This window comes from Pseudomonas sp. Larv2_ips (assembly GCF_963879675.1).
Taxonomy (GTDB): Bacteria; Pseudomonadota; Gammaproteobacteria; order Pseudomonadales; family Pseudomonadaceae; genus Aquipseudomonas.
In genome coordinates this window covers 408,440-420,793 of the sequence record NZ_CAWOAW010000031.1, presented here as the reverse complement: position 1 = coordinate 420,793, position 12,354 = coordinate 408,440, and the positions used below count along the sequence as shown (strand labels likewise).

Genomic DNA, 12,354 nt, shown 5'->3' with positions numbered 1-12,354 from the left:
GTTCCCCAGTGCCCGCTCACGCAAGGTGAGCGGGCCTCGGGCAGCCGGCGCGGGCTAATCCTGCTTCTTGTCAGGCAAGGCTTTGGTTGATTGACCGCGCCATGGGATGCGTTGAAACCATGGCCGCGGCACCGGATGCACGATCACCCGCAAGGCTCGTGCGTAATCCATCACCAGGCCGGGTGTCCAGGCCATGGTCATGGCGCGCTTGCGTACTTGCGCGGCAATCCACAGTTCCGGCATGAGCAGGGTCTGCAACACCGACCGCCAGCGTCGCGAGCGTTCCGCCAATACCCCATCCATCGAGGCTTCCAAGGCAAATGCCACGCTGCTCGAGCAGTTGCGGTAGGTCAGGTTGTAAGTGGCCTGTTGGCGATAGTTATTGGAAAACTCAATCAACGCCTTGCGGCTGTACCGGTGAAAAATGATCTTGCGGTCCGAATCGCACCAGTTGGCCACTTCGGTGGCGTAGTCCGGCTGGAAGGTGCCCGGCACGTCATTGTTGCGGGTGGCCTTGAGGATACGGAAAAACTCTGACGGTGAGCGATCGATGTCTGCCACCGGATACAGGCTCAGGTACACCGACGGCGACAGTTCAAGGGCAGCGTGCCCGGTTGAAATCACACCTTGTGCGTCCACGGCCGCGATGTAGCGATTGATGATCGGGCGGGGAATGGTGGTTGCGCTGGCGGTGCCTTCCGGCGTCCAGATATGCACCACCAGTGGATCGGTGCAGGCAGGCTCCGGCTCAAGCTGCGGCGGCGGTTCCTGCGGCGGCAGCTTCTTGAAATCCGATAGCAGATCCCTGGGCGCAAGCAGCTCGAACGTCGAGGTGCCATGGCGCAATCGCCTGACGCGACGCGCAATGCGTACCGTGTTCAGGCCGCTGACGATCATCAGCGCGCCAAGAAAAAAAGACACGGTGGCACTGTTGGCGATGGGGTAGGGGCTGACCAGCAACCCGGCGAATACCACTTGGGCGCCGCCGCTGATCAACGATGATCGCCAGCGCGGGAACCTGACGACCCAGGCTGAGGTGATGGTCAGCAGGCCGATCACAAAATAGGTAAAGCCAAAAATGATCGCCAGCAGCAGGTTGCTGTAGACCTTGTCGGCGAGGATCAATACCGCGACAAAAAAGCAAATCCCGCCCTTGAAATACAGCACGGCGCGCTGAGTACCTACGCCGCTGGCGGCCACGCTCAGGGTGACAATGCTTTCCAGCAGCAACAGCAAGCCGAACGCGCGCAGCGGAAAGTACAACTCGCCATCCAGGCCGTCGATCATCACGCCAACGCCCATCACGCCCCATACGATACCGATCAGGCCGAGAAACCAGAATTTGGATCGGACGAATTCAACGCCGAACAGCAGTAAAGCAATCTGAATCATGAAGGTACTCGTACAGGTAGACGCTGGTCGGCAAAGGGCAAAGGTTCAGCAATAGCGACTGCTTTGCCAGTTGCCGACAAATACTTGGCCCCTGGCATCGCGCATGGCGCCGGGGCTTTGGTCGTAAAGGGTCAGCCAGTCACCGTTACCTTTGTCGATGCGAAAGGCCAGCGATGAGGCGTGGGTACGGGTGTCCGGCGACCAGTGCTGTTTGAGTTTTTCACGGTCCTCGGGGTGCACGCGCGCCAGCACCTGCTCGATGGTGCCCAGGGGCCGGGTGCCGATATCCAGTAGCGAATCAAGGTTGTCGTCCCAGAGGATGTCGCCTGTTTCGGGATGCAACTGGTACATCACGCCGTCGCCCCCCAGCCGCCCGGTTTGCGGGTCGTAGGGCTTGGCCGATTGCGTCATCAGGCGTATCACCACCACCAGCAGGGCGGTAATGGACAAGTAGCTTTGCGCAAGCAGCAGAGGCTCGCCTTCGAGCAGGCCCGGCACATAAAACGGCCCGGTCTTCTGATCGGTGTAATTGACCACGATGCTGCCCAGCACCAGCAGCGCGATTGAGCCGCCAGGGCTGCGCCAGGTCACGCACACAGCAAGGGCGAGGGCGATCGGCAGGCAGGCCAGGATGAAATACACCGCGGCGCCGGCATCGGTGTCCAGCATGCTGGTGAGCCAGTGCGGCGCGGCCCCGAAGACGTACCAGGTATTCAATGCGAGCAGCAGCAGCCACCCTGCGCCGGCGAGTTTCTCCCGCGCGCTGGTGGGAAATTCGCGCAAGTTGCTGTTCAGCACGTTCATGACCACGACGGTCGCAAAGAACACGCCGTTAACGCCAGACATCCAGTTGGTCATCAGCGTATGGGGTGATGTTTCCCCGGCCAGCATCAGCCAACCCTTCCTGATCAGCGCCTGTACGCCACAAATGGCCACGGTCGCCAGCAACCACAGCACGATGGCGTGCAGGTCGTCGCCACGGCGCGCGAAGCGCCGTACCAGCCAGGCAATGGCAATCGAACCTGCCAGCGCCTCAGCCGACAGCGCGATGGCGGCCGGTGACTCCTCCCAGCCGTGCGCACCGAGCAGCACCCGCGCGATCAACAACACAAGGAACAGCATCGGCCAGTGAGCACGGCGCGAGCTCAGGAAGGCCGACACCGAGACGCCCGCCGGAAACCAGATAATCGCCATCTTCGAGACGGGGTCATCAAAGGCCAGCGAGGCCATGCCGGTGACGTAGTAGGTCAGCGCCCACAGGAGGAGAATGCCGCTGCGCCGTAAGACTCTGGGTATCGTCACTGTTCAGTATTCATCAGGTTTCAAACGTAGCGCTCATGTTACAGCGAAGCCGGCGCTGGCATTTGGCTAATATGCCGCGCGCACCATCCTGGAGCACGCACTTGTACGCACATGTCTATCGCCGACACTCCATCAGTCTTATCCCCTTCGATGTTTCTGTTTAGCGCCCGCGCCCCTATAATGGCTGCCTTTTTCGCCCAATGATTTTGCGGAGCTGGTGATGGCCGAACGTAAGGCGTCCGTCGAGCGCGACACTCTGGAAACCCAGATCAAAGCCTCGATCAACCTGGATGGCACCGGAAAGGCCCGATTTGATATCGGTGTACCTTTTCTTGAGCACATGCTGGACCAGATCGCCCGTCACGGGCTGATCGACCTGGATATCGTCAGCAAGGGCGACCTGCATATCGACGACCACCACACGGTGGAAGACGTCGGTATCACGTTGGGCCAGGCTTTTGCCAAAGCCATCGGCGACAAAAAAGGCATCCGTCGCTACGGCCACGCCTATGTCCCGCTGGACGAAGCGCTGTCGCGCGTAGTCATCGACTTCTCCGGCCGCCCAGGCCTGCAGATGCACGTGCCCTACACCCGCGCCACCGTGGGCGGCTTCGACGTTGACCTGTTCCAGGAATTCTTCCAGGGCTTCGTCAACCACGCCCTCGTCAGCCTGCACATCGACAACCTGCGCGGCACCAACACCCACCACCAGATCGAAACCGTGTTCAAGGCTTTCGGCCGCGCGCTGCGCATGGCCGTGGAGCTGGATGACCGCATGGCCGGGCAAATGCCCTCGACCAAGGGCGTTCTGTAATGCAGACGGTCGCGGTTATCGATTACGGCATGGGTAACCTGCACTCGGTGGCCAAGGCCCTCGAGCACGTAGGCGCCGGCAAGGTGCTGATCACCAGTGACGCCAACGTGATTCGCGAAGCCGACCGGGTGGTATTTCCTGGGGTTGGCGCGATTCGCGATTGCATGGCCGAGATCCGCCGCCTGGGCTTTGACAACCTGGTGCGCGAAGTCAGCCAGGACCGCCCGTTCCTCGGCATCTGCGTGGGCATGCAAGCCTTGCTTGAGCGCAGCGAAGAGAACGCCGGCGTTGACTGCATCGGCCTGTTTCCAGGCCAGGTGAAGTTCTTTGGCAAGGACCTGCACGAAGACGGCGAGCACTTGAAAGTCCCGCACATGGGCTGGAACGAGGTGCGTCGCACCGTCGACCACCCGCTGTGGCACGAAATCCCGGACATGGCGCGTTTCTACTTTGTGCACAGCTACTACATCGCCGCCGGTAACCCGCGTCAGGTGGTCGGTGGCGGGCACTACGGCGTCGACTTCGCCGCAGCGCTGGCCGAAGGTTCGCGTTTTGCCGTGCAATTCCACCCGGAGAAGAGCCATACCCATGGCCTGCAATTGCTGCAGAACTTCGCCGCGTGGGATGGCCGGTGGTAAATGGCCAAGAAGCCGAAAGTGCCGATCTTGAACCTCACGCCCGAACAGGAGCGTGAGGCGACGCTCAAGATCAAGCGCTTCATGGAAGACCGCTTTGAGCTCAAGTTGGGCTCGTTCGAGGTCGCCGAGCTTCTTGAGCTGTTCACCACCGAAGTAGCGCCGCACTATTACAACAGGGCGATTTTCGACACGCAGACGCTCCTTAAAGAAAGGTTCGAAAGCATCGAAAGCGACTTGTGGTCGCTTGAGAAACCCTGATTTCCCAAGCATTGCTGAATATCGAATAAGGTTTGCCAGATGCTGATTATCCCCGCTATCGATCTCAAGGACGGCGCTTGTGTACGCCTGCGCCAAGGCCGCATGGAAGACTCCACCGTGTTCTCCGATGACCCGGTGAGCATGGCTGCCAAATGGGTAGAAGGTGGTTGCCGTCGTCTGCATCTGGTGGACTTGAACGGCGCCTTCGAAGGCCAGCCGGTCAACGGTGAGGTGGTGACCGCCATTGCCAAGCGCTACCCTAACCTGCCGATCCAGATCGGCGGCGGCATTCGCTCCCTGGAAACCATCGAGCACTACGTCAAGGCTGGCGTGAGCTACGTGATCATCGGCACCAAGGCCGTGAAGGACCCGGCGTTCGTTGCCCAAGCCTGCCGCGCGTTCCCGGGCAAGGTGATTGTCGGCCTGGATGCCAAGGACGGCTTCGTCGCCACCGACGGCTGGGCTGAAATCAGCACCGTGCAAGTGATCGACCTGGCCAAGCAGTTCGAGGCCGACGGCGTGTCCGCCATCGTTTATACCGACATCGCCAAAGACGGCATGATGCAGGGCTGCAACGTGCCGTTCACCGCCGCGTTGGCTGCCGCCACCAAGATTCCAGTGATCGCTTCCGGTGGTATCCACAACCTGGGCGACATCAAGTCGCTGCTGGACGCCAAGGCGCCTGGCATCATCGGCGCCATCACCGGCCGCGCGATTTATGAAGGTACCCTGGACGTCGCCGAAGCCCAGGCTTACTGCGATGCCTACAACGGCTGAGGACTGACCATGGCGCTGGCCAAACGCATCATCCCTTGCCTGGACGTCGACAACGGTCGCGTGGTCAAGGGCGTCAAGTTCGAGAACATCCGTGACGCCGGCGACCCGGTGGAAATCGCCCGTCGCTACGATGAGCAAGGTGCCGACGAGATTACCTTTCTCGACATCACCGCCAGCGTCGATGGCCGTGACACCACGCTGCATACTGTGGAGCGCATGGCCAGCCAGGTGTTTATCCCGCTGACCGTGGGCGGTGGCGTGCGCACCGTGCAAGACATCCGCAACCTGCTCAATGCCGGCGCGGACAAGGTCTCGATCAACACCGCCGCCGTGTTCAACCCGGAGTTTGTCGGCGAAGCCGCGCAGCACTTCGGGTCGCAATGCATCGTGGTCGCCATCGACGCCAAGAAAGTCTCCGGGCCTGGCGAAACCCCGCGTTGGGAGATCTTCACCCACGGCGGTCGCAAACCTACCGGGCTGGACGCAGTGGAGTGGGCGATGAAGATGGAAGGCCTGGGCGCCGGTGAAATCCTGCTGACCAGCATGGACCAGGACGGCATGAAAAACGGCTTCGACCTCGGCGTGACCCGCGCCATCAGCGATGCGCTGGGCATTCCGGTCATTGCGTCCGGCGGTGTCGGCAACCTGCAGCACCTGGCCGACGGCGTGATCGAAGGCCACGCCAGTGCGGTGCTGGCGGCAAGCATTTTCCACTTTGGCGAATACACCGTTCCGGAGGCCAAGGCCTACATGGCGGCGCGCGGTATCGTCGTTCGCTAAACGCTGCTGGACACCATGGCGAGCGCGCGGCACTCTCTGCGCTTGCCATGGATTCCGGTAACTTTCATGTTCAAACACCTGCTGCTCGCCCTCGCCAGTTCTTCCATGCTTTTGGCAGGCTCGGCCCGTGCCGAAGAACCGTCGGACGCCTCTTTGGTGTTGCTGACGGAAAACTTCCCGCCGTACAACATGGCAAAAAACGGCAAGAACTTCGCCAAGGACGAGAACATCGAAGGCATCGCCGTGGACATCGTGCGCGAGACCTTCAAGCGTGCCGGCATTTCCTACAACCTGACCCTGCGTTTTCCTTGGGAGCGAATCTACAAGCTCGCCCTGGAAAAACCTGGCTATGGCGTATTCGTGATGGCGCGCCTGCCGGACCGTGAAGCCCTGTTCAAGTGGGTCGGCCCGATCGGCCCGGACGATTGGGTGATGCTGGCCAAGGCTGACAGCAAGATAGAGCTGGCGGATCTTGAGCACGCCCGTCGCTACAAGATTGGCGCCTACAAGGGCGACGCCATTGCCGAAACCCTGGAGAAGCAGGGCCTCAATCCGCTGGTGGTGTTACGCGACCAGGACAACGCGCAAAAACTCATGGATGGCCAGATCGATCTATGGGCGACGGGCGATCCGGCTGGGCGCTACCTGGCGCGTCAGGTAGGCGTGACGGGGCTCAAGACCGTGTTGCGCTTCAATAGCGCGCAACTCTACCTCGCGCTGAACAAGGACGTGCCGGACGAACTGGTCGCCAAGCTTCAGGCCGCGCTGGATCAGCTGCGCAAAGACGGCGTAATCGACGAGATCATGGCGCGCTACCTCTAACTGGCAAGAACTACTGTGGGAGCTGGCTTGCCTGCGATAGCGGTGGTTCAGCTGAAATAGGTGTCATTGAAAGACTGCTATCACAGGCAAGCCAGCTCCCACCGCGAATACTGCATTTCAAATGCACCCATGCGGCGCACTGCAATCAGCGGGAAAACCACGGTCAAAAATGTGGGAGCGGGCTTGCTCGCGAAAGCGGAGTGTCAGCCACTCAATTGGTTGACTGACCCACCGCCTTCGCGAGCAAGCCCGCTCCCACATGGAATGTCGCCACCTTATCTAACGGTACTGACCGTTCTTGCCATGCCCGGCCATGGCCTGATTGCCGCGCACGCTGATCATCAGCTTGATATCAATCCAGTCGATTCCCTGAGCCTTGAGCTTGGGCAACTCGCGCTCCAGCACCGCCAGCGTCTGCGGATAGGGGTGGCCGATCATCACCACTGAGCCCTGCTTGTGCGCCAGCTTGATCGCGGTTTGCAGCTGCGTGGTAATGGCCGCCTCGGTGCGCTCGTCATCGAGGAACACATCCCGCGAGACATGCGCCAAACCAATCTTTTGCGCTTCGGCGGCGGCGACGGTTTGCGCGCTGGTGCGGCTGTCGACAAAGAACTTGTTACGCCGCTGCAGTTCGCCCATCAACCAGGCCATGGCGTCCCGTTGGGCAGTCATGCGGCTGCCCATATGGTTGTTGATGCCAGCGGTGTAGGGCACGGCCTTGAACGCGGCGTCCAGGCGTTTGCCAAGTTCTTCGATCGGCAGCTCGGGGTGCCAGGCGAACGGGCCGGTGGCCGGGTCCATGGGCATGTGCAGGATCACAATCTTGCCGGCCTTGTGCGCTTCGCGGGCGAATTCGGCGGCGTGGGGCGTGTCCGGCATCACCGCGGTGGTCACCGGCCCGGGCAGGGCCAGCACGCGACGATCCCGGGGCAGGTTTTGCCCCAGGTCGTCGATGATGAGGGTCAGGTAGGCTTTGTGTGGCTCGCCGTCAGGCGTCGCGTGGGCGACGCCTGCCAGGCTGCACAGCAGGGCGATGATCAGAACAAAACGCATATCAACGGCTGCGCGTGATGCTCAGGCCTTTCAGCAGGCTCAGCGCCTGGGCCAGTTGGTAGTCGTCGTCCTGCGGCATCGGCTTGGCTTTGGCGCCGCTGCCGGTTGGCTGGTCGGCACCGCCGTTGCCATTGCCCAGGTGACCTTGCAGGTCGGCCTCTTTGTAGTATTCGCTGTCGATCTCGTTGGTGATCTTGGCTTTACGCACTTCGATGTCCGGGACGATGCCCTGCGCCTGAATCGAACGGCCGTTCGGCGTGTAGTACAGCGCTGTGGTGATCTTCAATGCGCGGTCATTGTTCAGCGGCAATACGGTTTGTACCGAGCCTTTGCCGAAGCTGGTGGTGCCCATCAGCACGCCGCGTTTCTGGTCTTGCAGGGCACCGGCGACGATTTCCGACGCCGAGGCGCTGCCGCCGTTGATCAATACAGCCAATGGCACGCCTTCGCTCAAGTCATTGCCGGTGGCCGAGAAGCGCAACTCGGAGTTGGCGATGCGGCCTTTGGTGTAAACGATCAGGCCCTTGGTGATGAAGTGGTCGACCACTTCCACCGCAGACTGCAACACGCCGCCTGGGTTGTTACGCAGGTCGAGCACGATGCCGTTGAGTTTCTTGCCGTTGTCTTTGCGCAGCTTGGCCAAGGCCTTGGCCACTTCGTCGCCGGTCTTGACCTGGAACTGGGTGATGCGGATGTAGCCGTAGCCGGACTCCAGCAGTTGGCTCTTCACGCTCTTGACCGTGATGGTCGCGCGGGCCAGCGTCACGTCAAACGGGTTGCCGCCGTCGCGCACCAGGGTCAGGGTGATTTTCTGGCCGAGCTTGCCACGCATCTTGTCGACCGCTTCGGTCATGGTTTGGCCGCGTGTCGGCTGACCGTTGATCTTCACGATCAGGTCGCCGGCCTGGATGCCGGCCTTGGACGCCGGGGTGTCGTCAATCGGCGAGACCACTTTGATCTGGCCGTCTTCGGAGCCGACTTCGATGCCCAGGCCGCCGAACTCGCCGCTGGTGCTTTCCTGCAACTCGGCAAAATCTTCCGGGCCCAGGTAAGCGGAGTGCGGGTCGAGGTTGCTGAGCATGCCTTTAATGGCATTTTCCAGCAGGGTTTTATCGTCTACGGGTTCGACATAGGCTGCCTTGATCCGGTCCATGACCTCGGCAAAGGTACGCAGCTCGTCCAGCGGCAGCGGGGCCTTGGTGGTCGCAGCCGTGGCAGCGGGTGCAGCCCCGGCGGCCTGGTCGGCAAAAGCCAGAGGCGCGCCGATCACCAGGGCGATCGTCAGGGCCAGCGATGTGAGGCGGGACAAATGCAGCATGTCGAACGAACTCCTAATGTAGATGCGGCCCTATCCTTGGGAACGGCACCATTGTGCAGGGTCGCTCGGGCGGCCCTGCTGACGAATAGCGAAGTACAGCGCCGGCGTGTCCTGGCCACCACTGTTACCGACAGTGGAGATGGATTCACCGGCTTTTACAACATCACCTGCCGACTTGAGTAAAGTCTGATTGTGGCCGTAAAGACTCAAATAGCCATTACCGTGGTCAAGAATCACCAACAAACCGGCACCGCGCAGCCAATCGGCAAACACCACGCGCCCACCGTGAACGGCATGAACCTGGCTGCCGGCGGCAGCGCTGATCATGACCCCGTCCCATTTGGCGCGGGTATCGTCACCTCGGGTTTCACCGAAGCGTGCCAGTAGTCGACCATCAACAGGCCATGGAAGTTTTCCACGCGCTGAAGCAAAAGGTCCGCCGAACGACTCGCCGGCGCTGGAAACCAGCGGGCCAGGCGCTGCGTGCGCCGGTTTGCGTGGGGCCGGAGCGTCGGTGGTGGCGGCCAGTTCGGCTTCACGCTGACGCTTTTTTTCCGCTTCCTGCTGGGCGATCAGCGCTTTCTGCCGCGCTTCTTCGGCCTCACGTGCCTGGCGAGCCAGGGTTTCCTCGATGGTTTTGAGCACTTTGCCCAGGTCAGCCTGGTCTTGCTCGCGGGCCTGCAGCTTGGCGTCGCGGGCTTTCACATCGTCGTTGAGCTTGGCCAGGGCTAGCTGGCGCTCTTTGCGTACCTTGTCCAGCTGGTCGCGCTGGGTATCGAGGGCGGTTTTCTGGTCGAGCAGTTGCGACTGCTGGTCGGCGATTTCCTGCTCGACGTTGGCCAGCTGGCGCAGGGTTTCGTTAAAGCCCTTCAATTGCGCCAGGCGTGCCTTGCTCAGGTAGTCGTAATAGGTAAGGGTACGCGCGAATTTTTCCGGGTTCTGCTGGTTGAGCAGCAGCTTGAGGTATTCCTGGCGGCCGCTCTGGTACGCGGCGCGGGCCTGGATCGCAATCAGGCGTTGCTGTTCAACGCGTGCGCTCTGGAGTTTTTTTTTCTCAGCGTCGAGTCGCTCCAGTTCCGACTCGCTCTTCTTTAATTCTTTTTGTAGCTCCTGGACCTGCTTCTCGAGCTTGCCCATCTCGGTTTCGGTACCGCGCAGGTCTTTCTGCACCCCGGATTTCTCTTCCTGGAGCTTGCCGAGCAGTTTCTTCAGCTCGGTAATGTCCTGACGCGTAGCGTCCAACTGTTGTTGGGTTTGTGCGCGCTCATCGGCAAATGCCGGTTGGAGCAGGCAGACTAGAGCGAGGGTAATCAAGGCGCGAAGCATAGAGGCGGGCGACACCAGGGAAAGGGACGGCCTAGTATGCCCGCCAAGCGCCGCAAAAAAAACGCCCAATTCGGGCTGGAAGGCAAGATAGGTGCCGAGTGGCGGTGGTATGGCGAAAAGATATCGACCAAACACAGGAGATCCAATGCGGGAGGGGGCTTGCCCCCGATAGCGGTGTATAAGCCACCTAGGTGTCAGCTGACCCACCGTAATCGGGGGCAAGCCCCCTCCCACACTGTTTTGCGGTGATGCTGGGGATCAAACCAGAATCGAAGTGCCGGTCATTTCCTTCGGCTTCTCCAGCCCCATCAGCATCAACATGGTCGGCGCCACATCGGCCAGCACGCCGCCGTGCCGCACTTTGAAGTCGCGCTTGCCGACATAGATGAACGGCACGGGCTCGGTGGTGTGCGCGGTGTGGGCCTGGCCGGTGGATTCATCCGACATCTGCTCGCAGTTACCGTGGTCAGCGGTGATCAGCGCTTCGCCGCCGACTTTGTCCAGGGCGTCGACGATGCGGCCGACGCACAGGTCCAGGCATTCCACGGCTTTTACGGCCGCTTCCAGGTTGCCGCTGTGGCCAACCATGTCGCCGTTGGCGTAGTTGACCACGATCACGTCGTAACGCTGGTGTTCGATGGCATCGACGATTTTGTCGGTCACTTCCGGCGCGCTCATTTCCGGCTGCAGGTCGTAGGTGGCGACTTTTGGCGATGGAATGAGGATGCGTTCTTCGCCCGGGAACGGTTCTTCACGCCCGCCGGAGAAGAAGAAAGTGACGTGAGCGTATTTTTCGGTTTCGGCGATGCGCAGCTGGGTCTTGCCGTTCTTGGCCAGGTAATCGCCCAGCACGTTTTCCAGGCTGCCCGGCGCGAACGCTGACGGGGCCGGGATGTTGGCAGCGTATTGGGTGAGCATCACGAACTCGGCCTTTGGCTGACGGGCGCGCTCGAAGTCCTTGAAGCCGGCATCGACGAATACGTGGCTCAGCTCACGGGCACGGTCGGCGCGGAAATTCATGAATACCACGGCGTCGCCGTCTTCGACTTTTACTGGCTCGCCGATGGTGGTGGCTTTGACGAATTCATCGCTCTCGCCTCGGGCGTAGGCGGCTTGCAAGCCTTCCTGGGCGGTAGCCGCGTTGAATTCGGCCTGGCCGTCGACGATCAGGTTGTAGGCCTGGGCCACGCGGTCCCAGCGGTTATCGCGGTCCATGGCGAAGTAACGGCCGACCAGGCTGGCGATGCGGCCTTTGCCGAGGGCGGCGAAGGTGGCGTCGAGCAGTTCAATGGACGACTGGGCGCTTTTTGGCGGGGTGTCGCGGCCGTCGAGGAAAGCGTGCAGGTAAATTTTGTCGGCGCCGCGCTTGAACGCCAGCTCGGCCATGGCGACCAGGTGGTCCTGGTGGCTGTGTACACCGCCGTCGGACAGCAGGCCCATGAAGTGCACGGCCTTGCCGGCCGCAACTGCTTTATCCACCGCCGCGCAAATGGCCGGGTTCTCGAAGAACTCGCCGTCACGGATCGATTTGGTCACGCGTGTGAAGTCTTGGTATACCACTCGTCCGGCGCCGAGGTTCATGTGGCCGACTTCCGAGTTGCCCATCTGGCCGTCCGGCAGGCCTACGTCCATACCGGAACCGGAGATCAATCCGTTGGGTACTGTGGCGGTCAGGCGGTCGAGTACCGGCTTCTTGGCCGAGTACACGGCGTTGTCGTGGTGGCTTTCACTGTGTCCGAAGCCATCGAGAATTATCAGGACCAAAGGTTTAGGCGTAGTAGTCATAGATCCTCTCGCGGCGGTAATAAAGGAAGGCAATCTAAAAGGGAGTAGCAGTTTAAAGCGAAGTTCCGACCACGTCACCGCTTTACGGG

Annotated in this window: 12 protein-coding genes; 6 read left to right on the top strand and 6 right to left on the bottom strand. The window is 61.1% G+C overall.

Annotated features, from left to right (window positions below; genetic code table 11):
• Nucleotides 1-54 precede the first annotated feature (54 nt).
• Nucleotides 55-1,392: an HdeD family acid-resistance protein gene (locus AACV02_RS27465; protein WP_119738120.1), complete on the bottom strand. Its 1,338-nt coding sequence runs from the start codon at nt 1,390-1,392 to the stop codon at nt 55-57.
• 45 nt (nt 1,393-1,437) lie between these two features.
• Entirely contained in the window at nt 1,438-2,694 is a 1,257-nt protein-coding gene (locus AACV02_RS27460) for an MASE1 domain-containing protein (protein WP_106577468.1), read from the bottom strand.
• 220 nt (nt 2,695-2,914) lie between these two features.
• Between AACV02_RS27460 and hisB the strand changes: the two genes are divergently transcribed.
• The 6 genes from hisB (at nt 2,915) to AACV02_RS27430 (ending at nt 6,783) form a co-directional block, all read left to right on the top strand.
• Nucleotides 2,915-3,508, top strand: coding sequence for an imidazoleglycerol-phosphate dehydratase HisB (gene hisB / locus AACV02_RS27455; protein WP_003218037.1), 594 nt, complete (start codon nt 2,915-2,917; stop codon nt 3,506-3,508).
• Nucleotides 3,508-4,146, top strand: a complete 639-nt coding sequence (gene hisH, locus AACV02_RS27450; RefSeq protein ID WP_119738118.1) for an imidazole glycerol phosphate synthase subunit HisH — start codon at nt 3,508-3,510, stop codon at nt 4,144-4,146. Before hisB ends, hisH begins: the two co-directional genes overlap by 1 nt.
• Entirely contained in the window at nt 4,147-4,404 is a 258-nt protein-coding gene (locus AACV02_RS27445; RefSeq protein WP_106577470.1) for a DUF2164 domain-containing protein, read from the top strand.
• 39 nt (nt 4,405-4,443) lie between these two features.
• Entirely contained in the window at nt 4,444-5,181 is a 738-nt protein-coding gene (hisA, locus tag AACV02_RS27440; RefSeq protein WP_057025453.1) for a 1-(5-phosphoribosyl)-5-[(5-phosphoribosylamino)methylideneamino]imidazole-4-carboxamide isomerase, read from the top strand.
• A gap of 9 nt (nt 5,182-5,190) precedes the next feature.
• A complete protein-coding gene (gene hisF, locus AACV02_RS27435) occupies nt 5,191-5,961 on the top strand; it encodes an imidazole glycerol phosphate synthase subunit HisF (RefSeq protein WP_003171107.1) in 771 nt (256 codons plus the stop codon).
• Between the two features lie 66 nt (nt 5,962-6,027).
• Nucleotides 6,028-6,783 (top strand): substrate-binding periplasmic protein, encoded by a 756-nt coding sequence (locus AACV02_RS27430; RefSeq protein WP_106577472.1) that lies wholly within the window; start codon nt 6,028-6,030, stop codon nt 6,781-6,783.
• Nucleotides 6,784-7,062: 279 nt separating this feature from the next.
• Here the strand turns inward: AACV02_RS27430 and AACV02_RS27425 are convergent, their stop codons facing one another.
• From AACV02_RS27425 to gpmI, 4 genes are all read right to left on the bottom strand, one after another.
• Nucleotides 7,063-7,836 (bottom strand): divergent polysaccharide deacetylase family protein, encoded by a 774-nt coding sequence (locus AACV02_RS27425; protein WP_119738116.1) that lies wholly within the window; start codon nt 7,834-7,836, stop codon nt 7,063-7,065.
• A gap of 1 nt (nt 7,837) precedes the next feature.
• Nucleotides 7,838-9,154, bottom strand: coding sequence for a S41 family peptidase (locus AACV02_RS27420; RefSeq protein WP_106577474.1), 1,317 nt, complete (start codon nt 9,152-9,154; stop codon nt 7,838-7,840).
• 30 nt (nt 9,155-9,184) lie between these two features.
• Nucleotides 9,185-10,480 (bottom strand): murein hydrolase activator EnvC family protein, encoded by a 1,296-nt coding sequence (locus tag AACV02_RS27415; protein ID WP_106577475.1) that lies wholly within the window; start codon nt 10,478-10,480, stop codon nt 9,185-9,187.
• Between the two features lie 258 nt (nt 10,481-10,738).
• Nucleotides 10,739-12,265: a 2,3-bisphosphoglycerate-independent phosphoglycerate mutase gene (gene gpmI, locus AACV02_RS27410; RefSeq protein WP_106577476.1), complete on the bottom strand. Its 1,527-nt coding sequence runs from the start codon at nt 12,263-12,265 to the stop codon at nt 10,739-10,741.
• Between the last annotated feature and the right edge of the window lie 89 nt (nt 12,266-12,354).